The 18,461-nt window shown below is 39.6% G+C and carries 15 protein-coding genes and 1 pseudogene; 7 read left to right on the top strand and 9 right to left on the bottom strand.

Annotated elements, in window-relative coordinates; genetic code table 11:
* The first annotated feature begins 211 nt into the window (after positions 1–211).
* A complete protein-coding gene (locus tag NIES592_RS01515; RefSeq protein ID WP_062249257.1) occupies positions 212–1,498 on the top strand; it encodes a sensor histidine kinase in 1,287 nt (428 codons plus the stop codon).
* A gap of 848 nt (positions 1,499–2,346) precedes the next feature.
* On the top strand, positions 2,347–2,640 hold the full coding sequence (locus NIES592_RS25685; protein ID WP_062249259.1) for a hypothetical protein: 294 nt from the start codon (positions 2,347–2,349) through the stop codon (positions 2,638–2,640).
* A 74-nt stretch (positions 2,641–2,714) separates the two neighbouring features.
* On the opposite strand, the gene ylqF is transcribed toward NIES592_RS25685, so the two are convergent.
* Both ylqF and NIES592_RS01500 read right to left on the bottom strand, forming a co-directional pair.
* The gene (ylqF, locus tag NIES592_RS01505) at positions 2,715–3,596 is read right to left on the bottom strand and encodes a ribosome biogenesis GTPase YlqF (RefSeq protein ID WP_073554716.1); all 882 of its coding nucleotides are present in this window, start codon (positions 3,594–3,596) and stop codon (positions 2,715–2,717) included.
* 202 nt (positions 3,597–3,798) lie between these two features.
* Positions 3,799–4,212: a VOC family protein gene (locus tag NIES592_RS01500; RefSeq protein ID WP_178379456.1), complete on the bottom strand. Its 414-nt coding sequence runs from the start codon at positions 4,210–4,212 to the stop codon at positions 3,799–3,801.
* A gap of 372 nt (positions 4,213–4,584) precedes the next feature.
* On the opposite strand from NIES592_RS01500, the gene NIES592_RS01495 reads away from it, so the two are divergent.
* The gene (locus NIES592_RS01495) at positions 4,585–5,262 is read left to right on the top strand and encodes a hypothetical protein (protein ID WP_062249263.1); all 678 of its coding nucleotides are present in this window, start codon (positions 4,585–4,587) and stop codon (positions 5,260–5,262) included.
* Positions 5,263–5,268: 6 nt separating this feature from the next.
* On the opposite strand, the gene NIES592_RS01490 is transcribed toward NIES592_RS01495, so the two are convergent.
* Both NIES592_RS01490 and NIES592_RS01480 read right to left on the bottom strand, forming a co-directional pair.
* A complete protein-coding gene (locus NIES592_RS01490) occupies positions 5,269–6,297 on the bottom strand; it encodes a GGDEF domain-containing protein (protein ID WP_062249264.1) in 1,029 nt (342 codons plus the stop codon).
* Positions 6,298–7,308: 1,011 nt separating this feature from the next.
* Positions 7,309–7,512, bottom strand: a complete 204-nt coding sequence (locus NIES592_RS01480) for a heavy-metal-associated domain-containing protein (protein WP_073554714.1) — start codon at positions 7,510–7,512, stop codon at positions 7,309–7,311.
* 394 nt (positions 7,513–7,906) lie between these two features.
* Here NIES592_RS01480 and alaS point away from each other — a divergent pair, with 394 nt between their 5' ends.
* The gene (gene alaS, locus NIES592_RS01475) at positions 7,907–10,570 is read left to right on the top strand and encodes an alanine--tRNA ligase (protein WP_073554713.1); all 2,664 of its coding nucleotides are present in this window, start codon (positions 7,907–7,909) and stop codon (positions 10,568–10,570) included.
* A 280-nt stretch (positions 10,571–10,850) separates the two neighbouring features.
* Here the strand turns inward: alaS and NIES592_RS01470 are convergent, their stop codons facing one another.
* Both NIES592_RS01470 and NIES592_RS01465 read right to left on the bottom strand, forming a co-directional pair.
* Positions 10,851–11,090 (bottom strand): DUF433 domain-containing protein, encoded by a 240-nt coding sequence (locus NIES592_RS01470; protein ID WP_073554712.1) that lies wholly within the window; start codon positions 11,088–11,090, stop codon positions 10,851–10,853.
* A 227-nt stretch (positions 11,091–11,317) separates the two neighbouring features.
* The gene (locus NIES592_RS01465; RefSeq protein ID WP_073554711.1) at positions 11,318–11,692 is read right to left on the bottom strand and encodes a DUF4870 domain-containing protein; all 375 of its coding nucleotides are present in this window, start codon (positions 11,690–11,692) and stop codon (positions 11,318–11,320) included.
* Positions 11,693–12,272: 580 nt separating this feature from the next.
* Here NIES592_RS01465 and NIES592_RS01460 point away from each other — a divergent pair.
* The 3 genes from NIES592_RS01460 to NIES592_RS01450 all read left to right on the top strand — a co-directional run bounded on the left by NIES592_RS01460 (position 12,273) and on the right by NIES592_RS01450 (position 14,740).
* A complete protein-coding gene (locus NIES592_RS01460; RefSeq protein WP_073554710.1) occupies positions 12,273–12,533 on the top strand; it encodes a hypothetical protein in 261 nt (86 codons plus the stop codon).
* Positions 12,534–12,555: 22 nt separating this feature from the next.
* Positions 12,556–12,945 carry a GFA family protein gene (locus NIES592_RS01455; protein ID WP_062249280.1) on the top strand — a complete coding sequence of 130 codons (390 nt, stop codon included), beginning with the start codon at positions 12,556–12,558 and terminating at the stop codon, positions 12,943–12,945.
* A gap of 667 nt (positions 12,946–13,612) precedes the next feature.
* The gene (locus NIES592_RS01450) at positions 13,613–14,740 is read left to right on the top strand and encodes a DUF6745 domain-containing protein (protein ID WP_073554709.1); all 1,128 of its coding nucleotides are present in this window, start codon (positions 13,613–13,615) and stop codon (positions 14,738–14,740) included.
* A 139-nt stretch (positions 14,741–14,879) separates the two neighbouring features.
* On the opposite strand, the gene NIES592_RS01445 is transcribed toward NIES592_RS01450, so the two are convergent.
* From NIES592_RS01445 to NIES592_RS01435, 3 genes and pseudogenes are all read right to left on the bottom strand, one after another.
* Entirely contained in the window at positions 14,880–16,769 is a 1,890-nt protein-coding gene (locus NIES592_RS01445) for an ABC transporter ATP-binding protein (RefSeq protein ID WP_009455389.1), read from the bottom strand.
* A 150-nt stretch (positions 16,770–16,919) separates the two neighbouring features.
* Complete coding sequence (locus NIES592_RS01440) at positions 16,920–17,456, bottom strand: single-stranded DNA-binding protein (protein WP_073554708.1); 537 nt, start codon at positions 17,454–17,456, stop codon at positions 16,920–16,922.
* A gap of 349 nt (positions 17,457–17,805) precedes the next feature.
* Positions 17,806–18,442 (bottom strand): annotated as a pseudogene (locus tag NIES592_RS01435) (FAD-dependent monooxygenase).
* Positions 18,443–18,461: the final 19 nt, after the last annotated feature.

Raw genomic sequence — 18,461 nt, 5'->3', positions numbered from 1 at the left:
AAGTGTCAATAATCAATAGTAATTAGTTAATAGGTTAAGGGTCAAGGGTTGTTAACTACTAATAACAACCAACCACTAACCAATGTACAGATGCGCCATGGCACGTCTGGTACAACCATTAACAATCATCACGCGAAATATATTTTTTCACGCTAACCTGTTTATTTTGACAAAAAATATTCCTTAAAATAGATGAACTATCACTTTTTATATGGTGCATGAACTCAAATGTACCGGAGATAATACAGTGGAATTGATTAGTAGTTTTTTTTACAGTGGGAATTTTATACCCCACGGTCATTGTTATCTATGGAAGATGGAGTTAGTATGGCTGCATATCTTAACAGATTCGCTTATTGCTCTGTCTTACTTCTCAATTCCACTGACACTAATTTATTTTGTCCGTAAAAGGCAAGATGTGCCATTCAAGAGTGTATTTATTTTATTTGGGGCCTTTATTATCTCTTGTGGCACTACTCATATTATGGGTGTATGGACGCTATGGCATCCTGACTATTGGTTATCAGGTAGCATTAAAGCTGTCACGGCTATAGTTTCGTTTTATACTGCTTTAACCTTAATACCTCTAGTTCCCCAAGCACTTGCGCTTCCTAGTCCAGCACAACTAGAAGCGGCGAATAACGCTTTACAAAACGAAATTATCGAACGCAAGCGCGTAGAACGTGAGTTACGTGAATATAAAGAAAATTTAGAAGAATTAGTTGAACAACGTACAGCTGAACTTGCCAAAACGAATGAATTACTGCAGCAAGAAGTTACCCAACGTCAGCAGTCTCAAGAGAAAATGGCATTGTTGGTAAAAGAATTAGAAAGTACCAATAAAGAGTTAAACGATTTTGCCTATATAGTATCCCATGATTTAAAAGCACCGCTCAGAGGAATTAGTTCGTTATCAGAATGGTTATTAGCTGATTATGCAGATAAATTTGATCATGAAGGTAAAGAATTAATTAATCTGTTAATTTTTAGAGTCCACAAAATTCATAATTTAATAGACGCAATCCTAGAATACTCACGAGTTGGGCGTATTAAAGAAGAGAGCAGACGAGTAAATTTAAATGATGTAGTCACAGAAGTAATTGAATTACTCCAACCAATCGAAAATATCCAAATCGAAATAGCTAACCAATTACCTGTAATTAAATTTGAAAAAACTCGGATAGAACAAGTATTTCAAAACTTATTGAGTAACGCCATCAAATTCATAGACAAGCCACAAGGTAAGATCACAATTGCTTGTACTGAAAAGAATGGATATTGGCTAATAAGTATCACAGATAACGGCCCTGGGATTGAAAAACAACATTTTGAACGAATATTTAAAATTTTTCAAAAATTAACCGATCATAAAAACCCAAATAGTACCGGAATCGGGCTTGCTATCGTTAAAAAAATTATAGAAATGTATGGAGGCGAAGTTTGGGTGGAATCAGAGTTAGGTGTAGGTAGTACATTCTTTTTTACATTGAAGGAATAGTAATCAATCTATCTACCTGTGTTCATCGCCTTGCACGGTGTTCGTTTTTAAAACATACGTAAGTTTGACGGAACCTCACCCCTACCCCTCTCCGACGCGGAGAGGGGCTTAAATATAATGTTTATGTTTTCAGGTATCTTCCCTTGATCAATTGAAGTAAGCAAGTTTTTCTGCATAATGCCCTATGTAATTGATTTAAAAATTTTTATATTTTTCAAATCTCTTTACCTTCAAATTGAATTGATACGCATATTATGCTATTAAGATACTTAACTGTAACTCATATGCAATATTTGTAAATTATTAGTCAAAAAATAAATTATCATACCCAAATATTGGGCATGTACAAGATATGAAGAGTGACAGTTTATTGATGATGTAACAGCAGCAAGAACACTTTTCTACCAGCTTACATAAACTATTGCACTTTTGTTACAGCAGTATTGAGAACCTCAGACTCCTATGCAATTTTTGAAAAAAACTCAGTAGGCGTTTATTCATTCTTTCTTGTTAAGTATCCCTTCTTAAGAGTTCCCTGTTCCTACGAGTTTTCAGGAATCAAATCGATTGCTATAGTATGAGGGAAAAATCAAAAATTATTTACAGAATATATGATGTGTAACATGGTTGTTATGATGAGTATGGTATCATTGCTAATTCAATCTATAGCAATCAAAATTCGGTATAAGTACTGATTTATCTATATGAGTGATTCCATTAACATTTATCTACGAATAAAAGTTTTAGCTTAAGCGTAAGTGATAAAGGTAACAGCATTTTTTGAACACATAAATATCAAGAATTGTATGTCATGAATTAATCAAATTCATTTTTGCTGAATCTGAGAGATGAAAGGAGAGCTTAAGGTGAACAAGATTCAATTGTCTTTGGTTATTAGTTACCTACTGATGACCTGCTATTTTTTGATTAACTGGTTGAGATTTAATTTGCGCCATCCCGTCGATTCTCCTGAGGATAAATTTTTATCTTTAGTGTTGTTGGCGATCGCAATTATTTGCTGGCCCCTGGTCATTCCCATACACTGTTTACAAACTTTCAAAACAAGACAATTTGAGTTCAGCACCGTGGTTCCTGCACTGGTTGCGATCTCTGCGTTTGGATTAGTGTTTTACATGACTTAGTTAATTAAACAGATAAAAGTTTTACATCATACTCAAATTTAGCTGTGATTTTAATTAGTTTTGCAACTTTCCCATCAATTTGGCGGAAGTTCCAAGGGAAGTGTACCCAAAAATCCCTTGCGAAAATCAGTTAAGATTTGGCGTGCAGTTCGTTCGATATCACCTTTATGACGTAATTCTGATAAGTTGTGCAAGTATGATTCGCCTGTGCAAGATGTAGGATCGAGATCATAGCGCGATCGCAAAGGATTCTCTGGTAACACATCAGGCGCGATCGCATAAAGTTCATTCACTAAATCTACGAATGCTGCTGCTATTAATTGATTATCGTAAGCTGCTTCACCAATATCGTCACAAACAGCCAATTTCAATCCCGCTTCTTGATCTTCTAACTTAGCAGGAATTACACCAGGAGCATCCAGTAATTCCAACTCTTCGGAAATTCGCACCCAACGCAATTGACGAGTCACCCCAGGACGCGCTGCACTCTCCACTACTCGCCGTCCCACCAAGCGATTAATTAAAGCTGACTTGCCAACATTAGGAAAACCAATTACCACAGCCCGGACTGGGCGGGGTAACATACCGCGATCGCGTCTTCTTTGATTGAGTTCCACACCAGTAGCTTGGGTTGCTTTTGATACCGCCGTGACTCCTTGACCTTGTTGGGCATTGGTAAAAAAAACTTGTTCACCTTGGCGTTTAAACCAGTCTGCCCACAACTGGCGTACTTGCTCAGAAATCATATCTAAGCGGTTCAACACCAACAACCGTTTTTTATTCCCTATCCATTGTGGTATCTGGGGATGGAAGGTTGACAAAGGAATACGGGCATCCCGTACCTCTAGCACCACATCTACAAGCTTGAGTTGTTCTTTGAGGTTTTTTTCAGCTTTGGCAATGTGACCGGGATACCACTGAATCAAATTTAATTTATAGTTTTGATTTATACCCATTTTTTTTCTTATCTTTTGACATTAGTTATTAATGAGAAGGCAAAAGGGAAACCCTATAAATAATGGGATTTCGTTCTTAGGATGCTAAGTAGACTCGTTGCACTTTTAGCTTGATACAAATCTTATGATCTTTTCCACGAAATAAATTCGTGTACATCAGGGTAGATCAAAATTTCGCTTTTCTTACACCCCTACTACAACCCTACACCCCTTTTTTGAATTCAGACTGATGTAAAATTAAACGATTGCCATCAGGGTCATAAGCATAAATTTCTCTACCGTGGGATGCAATGATGATTTCCCCTGGTGGGGGATAGCCTAAAGCTGTTAAATGAGCGATCGCATCCTCTAAACTTATCACCTCTAAACACAAGCTAATTTTGCTTTTAGTTGAATACTCAAATTCTAAATAATGGGTTGGTTTTGGTTTAAATATTCCTAACTTTAAACTAGGTAGTTGGAACTCAGCATAGACATTAGATATGATATGTTCGGGTTTTTGATTAAAAAGATCAGTATAAAAACTAACTAATCTTTCAAATTCAAAAGATGCGAAAGTTACAAGTGCGTCAGTACATTGAAATAGCATAAAGCGCCAACTACAAACTGGTTGCATTGTAAGATTGTTTTTACATCTTGGCAGTACCCCGGAGGGTACTCATGGACAAGGGGGAGTATGGGAGTATGAGGAGTGTGGGGAGTGTGTAGACGCATAGCGGCTTCCCGTAAGGGTGGGGTGTGAGGGGTGTGATATGAGGTGAGGGGTGAGTTTGGAGGTGAGGAGGTTGGGAAGTAGGGTGATGGGGTGTAGACGCGCAGAGCGCGGCTTCCCGTAGGGTAGGGGTGATGGGGAGACAACCAACTACTAACCACTAACCACTAACCATTGACCATTGAGTTAACTTTAATTTTGCCGATCTACCTAGAGTTGCTGCGATCGCTTCATAATGAAATTAAGAAATGTTAAGCAGCAAGATTTCAGTCTAGTATGAGCAAAACCGCCCTGAATTTAGTTGCAATTTTTGTCTTTCTCATGACCTTTTCGACTCTACTGGGGTCAATGTTTAATTTATCGCCCACCGTACCAGCGCTTGCGACTTTCACGATTTTGGGGATAGCCACTTTCGATTCTTTCGGCTTGCAAGGTAAGGGGGGAACTATATTTTTAGATTGGGTAGCGGGGTTTTCGCCGAAACACAGAGAACGCATCATTCATCACGAAGCTGGACATTTTTTGGTTGCGTATCTGTTGGGTATTCCCGTCATCGGCTATACCCTCAGTGCTTGGGAAGCTTGGAAGCAAAAACAACCAGGACAAGGCGGTGTCAGTTTTGATGATGCTGAGTTAGCATCTCAACTAGAATGGGGTAAGCTAACCGCCCAAATGCTAGACCGTTACTGTACTGTATGGATGGCGGGTATTACTGCTGAAACTTTAGTATATGAAAATGCTGAAGGTGGAGCTGATGATAAAAGCAAATTAGCAGGCGTTTTGAAGAGTTTGGGTTTTTCTGCGTCTGCTTGCGAACAAAAACAACGTTTTTGTGCGTTGCAAGCTAAAACCCTCCTGCAAGAAAATTGGTTGGCTTATCAAGCTTTGGTAGATGCGATGCGGCAGAAGGCTACAGTAGCAGAATGCGTAAAAATTATTGACGAGAAATTATAATATTTTTTAAGAAGAAACTACCCGGAGATGGGAGGTATGGTGAGAAAAGTACTTCTCACAGCTAATTACACAGTTACGTCCAGCCGCTTTAGCTTGCAATAAACATTGATCAGCGCGGTTCAACAGGCTGATACCGTTAACATCATCTTCCATTCGCAGACAAGCTGTTCCCAAGCTAATGGTGATGTTGATTGAGAGTTGATTGTTGATTGCAAACGGCTGTTCGCTGACTATACGATTGAGACGACGCGCCACCACTACTGCTTCATCGCAACTTGTGTGGCTGAGAATAATCACAAATTCCTCTCCGCCATAACGAAAAGGAGTATCTTGATATCGGAGATTTTGCCGCAGTCGGTTGGACAATAACTGTAAAAGGCGATCGCCAACTAAATGGCCATAAGTATCGTTGACTTTTTTAAAATAATCAACATCTAAAATAATCAAACTCAAAGGAGTGCCATTAGTACGGGCTTTTTGGATTTGTCTGGGTAAATCCCACTCTAAAGCCCGACGATTACTCAATTCTGTCAGTGAATCAGCTAAAGCGATCGCTGACAACAAATCATTTGTCCGAATCAAATCGCGGTATTTCTGTGCTTTTCGCAAACCAATAGTTAACTGTGCTAGCAACAAGTTTTGGCTAGCGGTTAACTCTGCTGAGGTAGAATCTGTTTCTTCTAGAGGTAGCCATATATAAGCATCAGCCCCTTCCCTAAGGGCGATCGAAGTCATTTCTAATTCCCACTCTCTGCCATACCTACTTCTATCAAGAAGTAATTGAGAGCGATCCTCCAAAAGAATACAGTAGATCCAAGATAATTTTGTTTGTTCTTTTAACCAATAACAGAGTTCCGTGCTGCCATCACAGCTTGTCTGGACAATTAATATATCGGGCGGCGTAATTTGAATGCGAGATATCGCCTGATTCAGATTAGTGATAACTTCTAAATTAAAAGAGTTTGCATCATGAATCTGATCTGGAAGCTTGGCGATAAAGTTATCACTTCCAAAGATCAGAATAGAAATCTTCATTGTTTTGCTTTTTGCCCCATTTTAACTTTGAGGGAATGGTTTTAGTGAACCCTATTCAGGTTTACTCTCTCTACTATAAATACCTACATATTTAGCTAGGGGTATTACCCCTCATTTTATTGTCTCGTTATCCGAACTACAAGCAATTTTCAATGTTTATCTCCTTAAAATACTAATCTTTACTACAGCGTCCAGAGTTAAAATTTCTGATACCTAATTTCTGCCCAGATAACCTTAATTTCAAACAGTATAAATACTGAATAATCTTTTTAAGTATAAAAGTATTACTGTAATTTCCTGGAGTCTATTATCCAAAATTCTACGGTGATAATAAAATTACATGAATTACTATTCTTGAACATGCAATCACTTCCTCAGTATAAGTTTCAGGTATTATTGTACTGGCATCAAGAGCATGAATAATTTGATGAAATTTTCCGTAAAAACCATTACGTACTTAATTTCCTTTAGAAAGAGAGTATATCTATCACTTCGGTGTCAAACAAGTGTGAATTTTGTCAAAAATTTGTAGACGCACTTTACTTGATAAAACAGCGCGCAAAACAGGCGGTTCTCGTCGAGGTTAATCCCCCGGAGGATCAGTGAGTTTCCTAAGGGTGGGTAAGCTTTTCAAGACAGTCATTCACGCTGCTGTTTTGGCACAACGAAATTCTGTCATCTGCCACGCCAGGTAGTTTATGCTGGGAGAACCGTCTACCGCACTGGCTCCTGTGCCTTATTTTCAAAACAGATTTTGGATCGAACCTACAGATTTTTCAGGGGGCTTGTACCATCAAGGAATTATTGCCTACGAATCAACAAACAATTCAAAAATCATAATTCAGAAGAATTACAGAAATAAAATTAAAGAAGGTAAAAAGAATTAACAACTTGCAAAAGATAATTTTGTAAGAGTAGGGTAAAGAATATTTCTACCCGCTTAATCTTTCCTCCTTATTGCTTTGACCGATAGTTCCTTGATGGGACAAGGTTAATCCGAATTTTTAGTTATTATTGATAGCCTTCAATAGTGTATCCATCTGCAACAATTGCTTGTTTAATAGACTCTTCTGATGCTGCGGATTCTACGGTTACAGTTTTACCTTTGACATCCACCGCGACTTTTGCATCAGGTTCCATTGTGTGGATAGATTCTACAATTGTACTGGCACAATCCTCACAAGATATATTTGGGACGGTTAATTTCAGGGCCATGAACAACCTCGGTACGTAAAAATACTACAATCTTGAGATTTTCATTTTATGGAACAAACTTAAACTCCTCATCCTACTAAAGTCAGGAAAATGTGCAGCTTCATATAGCGGCACATTTGACAGCAACTTTGTCACAAGTTAGTTATGCAATTACACTGAACAAGTAAATCCTCCTTCAGAGGTCTTACGTAGTTAGTGGCACAGAAGTCCTTTTCTGCGGCATACTTTTTTTGTAAGAGAGACTAGTTAGTGGTTGGTAGAGACGTGAGGAACATCGCGTCTGTACATTGGTTAGTGGTTTGGGGATGATGTTAAACAACCAACAACCAACAACCAACAACCAACAACTAACAACTAACAGTTCTCTAACTCCCTAGTCTTAGTGTAATAACCCATGTCTTTTCATCCCCACTACCTCAGCGGTAACGAAATACGCGCCTTATTCCTTGACTTCTATGCCCAACGGGGACACCAGATTCTCCCAAGTGCTTCCCTCGTTCCAGAAGATCCAACAGTACTGCTGACGATCGCGGGGATGCTACCATTTAAACCGATATTTTTAGGACAACGCACACCAGAGTTCAAACGGGCGACGACTTCCCAAAAATGCATCCGCACCAACGATATCGAAAACGTCGGCCGTACCAAACGGCATCATACGTTTTTTGAAATGTTGGGTAACTTCAGCTTTGGTGACTATTTCAAAGAACAGGCGATCGCTTGGGGTTGGGAAATCTCTACAACTGTCTTTAAATTACCCCCAGAACGCCTAGTTGTCAGCGTCTACGAAGAAGATGACGAAGCTTACGCCATCTGGCGGGATAAAATCGGCGTTTCTGAAAAGCGCATCAAACGCATGGGTGCAGAGGATAACTTCTGGAATTCTGGCCCCACTGGACCCTGTGGTCCCTGTTCAGAAATATACTATGATTTCCATCCAGAACGAGGCAACGACAATATAGATTTAGAAGACGATACTCGGTTCATCGAGTTTTACAACCTCGTCTTCATGCAATACAACCGTGATGCAGAAGGCAATCTCACACCCCTTGCCAACAAAAACATTGATACCGGCATGGGTTTAGAGAGGATGGCGCAGATTCTTCAAAGCGTTCCCAACAACTACGAAACTGATTTAATTTTCCCGATTATTAAAAAAGCGGCAGAAATTGCTGGTATTGAATACCATAAATCGGACGAGAAAAACCAAGTTTCCCTCAAAATAATCGGCGATCACACTCGCGCCGTCGTCCACATGATCGCTGATGAAATTCGCGCTTCCAATGTCGGACGGGGTTATGTGCTGCGGCGTCTCATTCGACGTCTGGTACGACACGGACGCTTAATTGGCATTTACCGTAAAGACGTTACATGTAACGTCTTTACACCCCAAGTTGCTGAGGTTGCCATTTCCCTCGCTGAAGACGCTTACCCCAATCTCCGCCAACGGGAAAATAGCATTAAAGCAGAATTGCAACGAGAAGAATCTCGCTTTTTACAAACTTTGGAAAGAGGCGAAAAGCTGCTTGAGGAAATTATTGCTCAGGTGAAGCAACAGGGCAAAACCCAAATTAACGGTGAAGATGCTTTCACATTGTTTGATACTTATGGTTTCCCCTTAGAATTAACTCAAGAAATTGCTCAAGAAAACAACTTAACAATTGATGTTGCTGGCTTCGATGCAGAAATGGAAAAGCAGAGACAACGCGCCAGAAAAGCCCACGAAACCATCGATTTGACTGTGCAAGGTTCGCTCGACAAACTAGCAGAACATATCCACGCCACGGAATTTTTGGGCTACGCACAACCAACAGCAACTGCAAAAGTGGAAGCGATACTTGTCAATGGTATTGCTGAAGAAGAAGCAGAAGCAGGAACAGACGTGCAAATAGTCCTCGACAAAACGCCATTTTATGCAGAGTCGGGCGGACAAATTGGCGACAAGGGTTATCTAAGTGGTGAGGGTGTCGTTGTTACTATTAACGATGTCAAGAAAGAATCAGATTTTCATGTCCACTTCGGACGCATCGAACGGGGTACACTGAGAGTCGGCGATACTGTTTCCGCCCAAATCGATCGCGCTTGTCGCCGTCGCGCCCAAGCTAACCACACCGCCACTCACCTACTGCAAGCGGCGTTAAAGAAAATCGTCGATGATTCGATCTCCCAGGCGGGTTCTTTAGTCGACTTTGACAGATTGCGCTTTGACTTCAACTGTCCTCGGGCGTTGACTGCTGAGGAGATTCAGCAAATTGAAGAACAGGTAAACACTTGGATTGCTGAGGCGCACTCTGCGAAAGTAGCAATTTTGCCTATCGCAGAAGCAAAAGCGAAAGGTGCGATCGCCATGTTTGGCGAAAAATATGGTGACGAGGTACGCGTGATTGATTTCCCTGGCGTGTCAATGGAATTGTGCGGTGGAACTCACGTAAGTAATACTGCTGAGATTGGTGTGTTTAAAATTATTTCGGAAGCTGGAGTTGCTTCTGGGGTACGGCGAATTGAAGCGGTATCTGGCCCGGCTATACTAGACTACTTAAATGTCCGGGATACGGTAGTCAAAGATTTAAGCGACAGATTCAAAGTTAAACCAGAAGAGTTACCAGACAGAATTACGGTTCTGCAAAACGAACTCAAAAACACCCAGAAGGAATTAGAAAACCTCAAATCACAGTTGGCAATTGTTAAATCTGATCAACTCCTGCAAACAGTGGAAACTGTAGGCGATTATCAAATTCTCGTCGCCCAGCTAGAAGACGTTGACGCAGAGTCTTTGAAAACTGCGGCGGAACGCTTGCAGCAAAAACTTGGTGCAGGTGCGGCGGTGGTGTTAGGTTCTGTCCCGGAAGTCGGGAAAGTTAGTTTAGTGGCTGCTTTTTCGCCGGAAGTGAATAAGAAGGGACTGCAAGCTGGTAAATTTATCGGTGCGATCGCCAAAATTTGTGGCGGTGGCGGCGGTGGGCGTCCCAACTTGGCACAAGCTGGCGGACGGGATGCAACTAAATTGCCAGAGGCTTTGGAGAAGGCGAGAGCAGAGTTAATTGCAGGGTTGGGTTAATCGCTTTAATCTTTCCACATCTTTAAAAATAAGGAGAAATGCGTAGCTGGCTTTTCTCCTTTCTCGATTTAAAAGCCAAAAACCTAAACTGGTAGCTATAATTTATACTGCTTAAAAAATAAGGGTGCTAAACTACCCCATGCGTAATCCTTAACTGATACTTGCAAAATGGTGTATAGCTACTCAGATTTAGATCAGAAAAACCTTAAATGGTTTCCCAACGATACTTCGCGTGCAACATTAATATTCCTGGATAATAAACACTTGTGTAAAGAAACCTTTAATCGTCAGCTATTACTTGGTCTATTTCTTGTAGATGTTCTTGATAATACAACCAAGCGGCTTCTAAATCTTGTGGTGTTAGCCCTGGATAATTTCTTAATAATTCTTCTTCGGAAGCACCTTGCTGACGAAAAGAAACTAAAGTCCAAACGGCAATACGAGTATCGCGGATGCGTGCGTTACCTCCGCAAACTCCAGGAGTTTTTTGAATTAAATTTTTTTGAGTGGGTTGAGACATCGGTATTGAGTTTAATTTATACTTTAAAAATAGAATATACAAAACTATATATAATCTACTTTAAGAAGAAAACCTAGCTGTGTAGATTTTAAGTATAATCTGTTTAAGCTAAAGCGATCGCACTTCACCCAGCCTAAAACAAACAGCGATCGCATCCTAAAACAAAAAAAGGGACGCTTATTTCAATCCCTTTTCCAAAAATAAACTTAGATCTTGAGTTGGAACGATTAGAACAGTCGAAAAATAAACGGATAACGAACAGGTTCATCAGGATTACTGAAACACTTTAATAATGCCCAGATTGTCAATCCCCAGTGCAATAGAAAACCAAAAGCAACAACAGGAAAGAACAAAATCCCGCCGATACCAAAGGTTAGGAAAGATAGAATTCCAATAGGGACTCCGATGACGGTTCCCCAAAACCAAACATTTAAATGAAAATTAATTGATTCTTTGGCGTTGCTTTTCACAACTGGATCGTCGGAAATTAAGTTAATTACAATTGGAACTCCAATTGAAAACAAGGCTGTACTAAAGAAAATCGCTCCATGACACAGAGATGATAGCAATTTGCGCTTATCGGAATCATATGTGACTTGCATCCTGGTAGCTCTCCAATTCGCTTTCTAGCTTTGATTGTAGCGATCGCCTTATAAATTTAGTATTGCAGGTTGCCGTACTAGCAAGTTTTCAGGCTTTTGCTGTAGACAGATTAACTTTGACTGCCATAGCTCAAATATCGGTAATGATGTTTACCGAACTCTCCAATTTTCTATTAGCAGAGTGATACCAATAAATTATCATAAACCTGAGAAAGTGCTAGAACAGAATTAAGAAACGCTTTGAGTTAAGATTCATCTTTTGGAGGCAAATAGCCTGCCAATTTATTACTTAGTTAGTTGATATTGATATCTGCGAATTGAACTAACACTCAAAAAACCGAATGTCATCAAACCAAAGTATAGTTGTGGGTTCGAGAATATGCTGAGTTTGGAGAAGTTTTACTCCCACTAGTAAATACAGTCCACTTGAGTGGACTTAAACTATTAGCCAAGAAATTTATTTCTTGGCGGACGTAAAAACTGGTGCAATATCTCAAAATACCCGTTTAAGATCACAACAGAGATAAAATAAAGTAAGGCAAAGTCCTAATTTTAACATTACTTCAAAAAGGCGGGAAAAATGGGTCGTTTAAATCCTTACTCTTTACAAATGCAAATTACCCAGATGTTTGAACAAGGGCAATCATTTTTTGCCACAACTAAAGTACAAGAATGGTTGAAAGAGTGTAATCATAATCCCGCAGATTACGATATTATTTTCCACAAAAAACCTGCACCTCCAGGTTCCAAGGAAGTGATGGTAGTAGAAATTGAATTGCGGCGCAAAGACGGACAACCAGTAGATCCTTGGTTGCAAGAACAAGCTAATTTACATGCTTAAAACCTAGCATTTCTCTATTCACATGACAAGCAATATCCAAGAATCAGTCACATACACAGGCGGATGCCATTGTGGCGCGGTACGTTTTCAAGTTGTAGTTGATAGGCATAAAGCCGATGATTGCAACTGTTCTATTTGCAGAAAAAAAGGATTTCTGCATTTAATCGTGCCAAAAGATAAATTTACATTACTCCAAGGCGATGATGTATTAACAACTTACACATTTAATACAGGAGTTGCCCAGCATAAGTTTTGTCGCATTTGTGGAGTACACTCTTTTTATATTCCTCGCAGTCATCCAGACAGCATAGATGTTAACATCCGTTGTCTAGATGGTGATGTAGTGAAAAACTTTGAAATTGTACCTTTTGATGGGGCTAATTGGGAGCAAAATATACACAAGTTGCGGTAAGTTAAATCAGGCTAGTTTTGATTTGTAATATTAGTGATCGCCCTATAGCTGCCAACTAATATTAAGCTTGATTTTGGTCGTGTAATTACAAATTGCCTATCTTCTCAAATTCTCTAACAAATGTAAAAATACTTGTATTTAAAAATATTTAATAAATTCGTCTGAAAAATAGTTGTTTCTTATACATTGTAGCTATAATGTAAAAATTTTAGACTGCTCTAACCCAGCTAAGCCTTTAAATCCACATTCTAACTACTATTGGCTTAACCAGAAAGAAATTATTTTATTTTTCTGTGGAAAAATAAAGATTGATACCAGATATATATTTATTGTTGCATATATCTTGTCTTCTCATGATTATTAATGTTATTTCTAAGTTAACTGTGTAATAGTAATAATTATGATGACTTTCTAAGAGATGCTAGTCTAACTTAGAGATTAAGGTCATCTATTTTGTATAGAACATACGATTTTAGCCATCATCTTTGTTGATGGGACAGTTGAAAGTAAAGAATGCTGATTTTGTTAACTTAGTAACAATGTTCTTGATTGTTTTTAGCGATTAGCTACGACTATTACAATAGTGAAAAGCTAACAGAAATTACCGCAGACTTGTAACGTTGGAGTTACTTTGAAAATATAACATATTAACTAAACCTATTTTAGTATGTCATACCAATTTGCAAAACTGAGTCTAGAACAGGAGAATTTAGTTCCAATTTATCAACGCAAGTGGAGAAATATTGCTCTTTCAACTCAGCGAGTTGACCGAACAAAAGCAGCTGAGGCAGTTAAAGAAGTTTATGCTTTTTGTGGTCTTGCTACACCAGAAGTAGTATTTTGTGAAAGCCCCTATGAGGCTATGAGTAAGGCTTTACCAAGCTGTGAGAATTTTATTATTCCAAGCTTGGTGCAGAGATTGTTACAATTACGTTTACGTATATTAAAGTTATTTCCGGCTCAGGCAAGATATTATCAAGATCCTATTGCTATTCAAAGACCCGATAATATTAATGTACACATTCACACCACATTGTATTATCAATTTCTTTCTTACATGAAATCTTTAGAACAACAGTTAAATACTGACTTAGGATATCTCATAGAGTTAGAAATTGAAGTAAATTTATCAGCACTGTATCATCAACTGCAAAATGAATTGGGCAAACAATATGACAGTAACTTCATACCTGTTGCTACATTTTGCAGCTATTGCAGTTGGTTAGAATTTTGGAAATCTGCATTAAATTACACTGCTGATCAAGAGTTATTGCAGTTGTTTCAATCTTTGGCTAAATCTTGTGGTTGGATTTTTCCTTATAAAAGAGTAGCAGTAGTGTGCGATCGCCCCACCAAACTGTGCTTTGACAGCAGTAATCGCCTCCACGCTGAAGGTGAAACTGCGATTGAATTTGCCGACGGGTACAACCTTTACGCCTACCACGGTATTACTTTGCCAGAAAAATACGGTAAGCTACACCCCCAACAATGGCAAGCACAATGGTTATTGCAAGAAGATAACGCCGAATTGCGGCGAGTATTGATTCAGGGTATCGGCTACGCTCGTATTATCGAACAATTACAAGCATCTGAGTTAGATCGTTATCGAGAATATACATTATTAAAAATAGAGAACGATGTAGATATAGAACCAATTTATGTATTAAAAATGACTTGTCCTAGCACAGGATATATTCATGTATTGCGTGTGCCACCAAATGTACAATCTGCACAAGAAGCAATTACTTGGGCAAATTGGGGAATTGCACCAGCAGAATTTTCTATGCAAACTTGATTGGAGGCACTATTTTGTAGTGGCGTGTATTGGGCGCGAATTTTCAGATGATTGTTAACAAAAAAATTATCAAAGTGTCTAACACACCGCAACATAACATGGTACGACAGGCTAAAGCTGTGACACAGCCTACTTTACTTTACATTGCCCGCAATTGGCGATGTTGGATGCGATCGCGACTACCAGTAGGAATCGAAGCAATTAACTTTTGAGTGTATTCTTGTTTGGGTTCGCGGTAAATTTCTTCTGCTATGCCTTGCTCGACAATTTCACCACTATTCATAACTAAAATGCGATCACTCATAAATTTTACCACGCTCAAGTCATGAGAAATAAAGATGTAAGTTAAACCAAACTCATCTTGTAATTCTTTGAGCAAATTCAGCACCTGCGCCTGCACTGATACATCCAACGCCGAAACCGATTCATCGCAAATAATAAATTTAGGATTCAAGGCTAAAGAACGAGCAATACAAATCCTTTGGCGTTGACCACCGGAAAACTGATGCGGATAGCGGTTCATAGCATCGGCGCTTAAGCCGACTCGTTCTAATAGATAAGCAGCACGTTTTTGTCTTTCTTGCTTTGTATTACCAATGGAGTGAATCAGCAAGGGTTCCATGATCGTGTCCCCTACCTTCATACGGGGGTCAAGGGAACTAAATGGGTTTTGAAAGACTATTTGCATTTCCCGTCGCAGTTTTTGCAATGCTTCTCCTTTAAGGGTTGTGATATCTCGTCCCTCAAAGATAATTTGACCACTCATCGGTTCGATTAAGCGTAACAAAGTTCTGCCTAAGGTAGTTTTGCCACAGCCAGATTCTCCCACCAAACCTAGAGTTTCTCCTTTTTTGACATCAAAGGAAACTCCATTCACAGCCATGTAATAACGTTTTGTACCGCCAAATATACCCTTGATTGGAAAACCAACCTTAAGATCCTTAACTTGGAGTAGAGGTGGTTCGCTTTCTAAATTTGCTAATCTCTGCGCTATTTCTTCCGGCGTAACATCTGGGGGTTCTGTGGGTTCTTTCCCCTGAATCATCACTTCTCCCGTCGTTGGTATTTCCTCGACATTCATGTAGTCGGAAACAGTTAAAAGCTTGTGGGGACGGCGGTTAAGTTTAGGACGACAAGCTACCAAACCCTTTGTATATGGATGTTGAGGATTCGCAAAAATTTTGCTGGCGTCATCGAATTCAACAATTTTACCTCTGTACATGACCGCGACTTTATCGGCTACTTCGGCAATTAAGCCTAAGTCGTGGGTGATAAAAATTAACGCCATGTCGCGACTGACCTGTAATTCTCGCAGCAAATCAATAATAGTTGCTTGCACCGTCACATCCAAGGCGGTAGTCGGTTCATCAGCAATTAATACCAGGGGGTTGCAGGAAATTGCCATTGCAATCATCACCCGTTGCAGCTGACCCCCGGAAAGTTGATGAGGATAACGTTCCAGGATGGCTTCTTTATGTTGCTTGACTAACTTGAGTAGCTTTTGTTCGTCTAAGCTGGATGAACCAAAAGATGAGTGTTGCCAGGTGTCAATATAATGCTGTCGGATCTTTTCATCACTTTGGAGCAATTTTACTTCTTGCAGCCGTGCGATCGCTTGGTGTCGTGCTTCTGCTTCTGAAATATTTTGGTGTCGTAAAATTGCTTCTGTTAGTTGAAATCCAATAGTATACACAGGGTTAAGCGAACTCATCGGTTCTTGAAAAATCATGGCGATATCGCCACCCCGGTGCAGTTGCATTTCCTGAGGAGATAACTCTACCAAATTGATGGGTTGACTATTTTCATTGGCACGAAACCAAATTTCTCCGCCTGCTATCCTACCCGGAGACTGCAACAAACCCATGATTGCTAGAGATGTAACTGATTTGCCACTCCCCGACTCTCCTACTATACCTAGAGTTTCACCTCGATGCAATTGAAAAGAAATTCCATCTACAGCTTTGATGATTTTGCTATCACCAGCAAATTCTACCTGTAAATCGCGAACATCTAGGACTATTTCTTTCATAGGAAGTCGGGGTTAAATGGGAATTGAAAATAAACAGGATTTTATCAGTTATCAATGAACAGTAAGGGAAAAAGGTGTAAGTCCCAGAATCTACGGGGGTTAACTAGTAAACAATAAGTGATAACTGATCAGTGGTAACTGTTCACTGATTTAAAATGGGATATCATCAACGTCTGGTTCTGGGTTAGGTGCTACTGGAGGATAGGAACTACGTTCAGGTTTTGAGACTTGGGGAACAGGTTCTGAGTAATTATTTTGGGAAGTGACACCAACATTACTTGTTGCTGGAGTTGGTGTTGAAAGCGGTGGTTCGTAACTAGAAACAGCTTTTTGAGGAGGAGTGGTAACTGGTGCTGTGGTTCTGGAAGACCCAGTCATGTTTAAATTTGCAACTAAAGGATAAATTTTTTGTACTGTCAACTCAGCACGTTTTTCTTTAAAACCTTCTGGACGATCAATGGTGTGCATACCTAAGCGTCCTTCTAAAAGAACGCGATCGCCAACGTGGTAGTGCTGCTGAATTTCTTTAGCCATATTGCCCCAACCTACTACTTTTAAATTTGCTGCTGGTTCACTTTCTCGCAACCCAGAAAACTGCACCAGCATCTCTGTGACTTCCAATCCATCTGGTGTAAAACGCAGTTCTGGTTCTTTAATAATTTCCGCCATTAAAATACAGCTGTTCATCAAAATTCTCCTGAGTTGAAATAGGGATCGGGGATTGGGGAACGGGGAACAGGAAAGCAAGAATATTAAATAATGTTTGTTTTGTTTATCATACGAATGTCTCTATTAAAAATATTGTTAATGATAATTAATGACCATTGACTATTAACTAATGACAACCAAGACTAATTAACTTTATTGATGGTGAATAACTAAATTCCATAATTTACACTCTTGGCTTTGAGACTGTTTTAGCATAAAAGCCAAGAAAGTATTGCGAACAGTATTAAACCACTGTTCGGAAACTGTACTTGGCTGCGATAAGTATTTAATTCTACAACAATTCAGTACATTTGTATTATACTTGTCTTCAAGTTTTGACATGAGCAGGAAAAACACCGTAGGCTACTAACCTTGCTGGCAAGTCACGTAACCAAGGCAAGGGTAACCAACCAGGTAGCTGTAACAACTGATTTGAATTGAGAACACGGGCAAATATCTGCTGTTGGATAAAAGACTGAAATGCTTGGATAATCCGAGTCGACAATTCTCTTTGGCGTTGCACTTTTGCGAGTTCGTGTAATTCTACATGTCCTTGCTTGAGTGGTTTACTCAGGACATTTGCAGCCACAACAGCATCTTGAATCGCATAATTGATACCAACTCCACCGACAGGAGACATCACATGAGCTGCGTCACCAATCAGCAGTAGTCCAGGACGATACCAACGGACTAAGAAGTTGCAGCAACTTTTCAGCCAAGCCCAGTTCCTCCATAATTTCCATCACCGATGGGTGAATGGTGTCTCCCCGGAAGTCGCGGTCAAAATCTTTGTGTGCTTCCAATAAAATTACAGAAATATCTTGACGGGCTAACATCAGGGCAAGAACAGCACCTGCTGGGCCTCCACCGACAATGCAACAATTTGTAGTTTGTACGTCTAAAATGTCATGGGTAGGAGTCGGCGTCTCTTGAAGAGAAGGATTTGAGGTAAGATGAGAAGCCATAATAAAATTTCCCAATGTG

The organism is Fischerella major NIES-592 (assembly GCF_001904645.1).
GTDB classification, from domain to species: Bacteria; Cyanobacteriota; Cyanobacteriia; order Cyanobacteriales; family Nostocaceae; genus Fischerella; species Fischerella thermalis.
Note: the sequence above shows the minus strand (reverse complement) of the source record. Positions and strands in the feature narration are given on the sequence as shown.

Excerpts from the sequence above, each read along its gene's own strand:
- NIES592_RS01465 (WP_073554711.1), bottom strand. The coding sequence starts at position 11,692 with ATGCAAGTCACATATGATTCCGATAAGCGCAAATTGCTATCATCTCTG.
- NIES592_RS25685 (WP_062249259.1), top strand. The coding sequence starts at position 2,347 with ATGAAAGGAGAGCTTAAGGTGAACAAGATTCAATTGTCTTTGGTTATT.
- NIES592_RS01515 (WP_062249257.1), top strand. The coding sequence starts at position 212 with ATGGTGCATGAACTCAAATGTACCGGAGATAATACAGTGGAATTGATT.
- NIES592_RS01490 (WP_062249264.1), bottom strand. The coding sequence starts at position 6,297 with ATGAAGATTTCTATTCTGATCTTTGGAAGTGATAACTTTATCGCCAAG.
- NIES592_RS01500 (WP_178379456.1), bottom strand. The coding sequence starts at position 4,212 with ATGCAACCAGTTTGTAGTTGGCGCTTTATGCTATTTCAATGTACTGAC.
- alaS (WP_073554713.1), top strand. The coding sequence starts at position 7,907 with ATGTCTTTTCATCCCCACTACCTCAGCGGTAACGAAATACGCGCCTTA.
- NIES592_RS01440 (WP_073554708.1), bottom strand. The coding sequence starts at position 17,456 with ATGAACAGCTGTATTTTAATGGCGGAAATTATTAAAGAACCAGAACTG.
- ylqF (WP_073554716.1), bottom strand. The coding sequence starts at position 3,596 with ATGGGTATAAATCAAAACTATAAATTAAATTTGATTCAGTGGTATCCC.
- NIES592_RS01445 (WP_009455389.1), bottom strand. The coding sequence starts at position 16,769 with ATGAAAGAAATAGTCCTAGATGTTCGCGATTTACAGGTAGAATTTGCT.
- NIES592_RS01470 (WP_073554712.1), bottom strand. The coding sequence starts at position 11,090 with ATGTCTCAACCCACTCAAAAAAATTTAATTCAAAAAACTCCTGGAGTT.
- NIES592_RS01460 (WP_073554710.1), top strand. The coding sequence starts at position 12,273 with ATGGGTCGTTTAAATCCTTACTCTTTACAAATGCAAATTACCCAGATG.
- NIES592_RS01450 (WP_073554709.1), top strand. The coding sequence starts at position 13,613 with ATGTCATACCAATTTGCAAAACTGAGTCTAGAACAGGAGAATTTAGTT.
- NIES592_RS01455 (WP_062249280.1), top strand. The coding sequence starts at position 12,556 with ATGACAAGCAATATCCAAGAATCAGTCACATACACAGGCGGATGCCAT.
- NIES592_RS01480 (WP_073554714.1), bottom strand. The coding sequence starts at position 7,512 with ATGGCCCTGAAATTAACCGTCCCAAATATATCTTGTGAGGATTGTGCC.
- NIES592_RS01495 (WP_062249263.1), top strand. The coding sequence starts at position 4,585 with ATGAGCAAAACCGCCCTGAATTTAGTTGCAATTTTTGTCTTTCTCATG.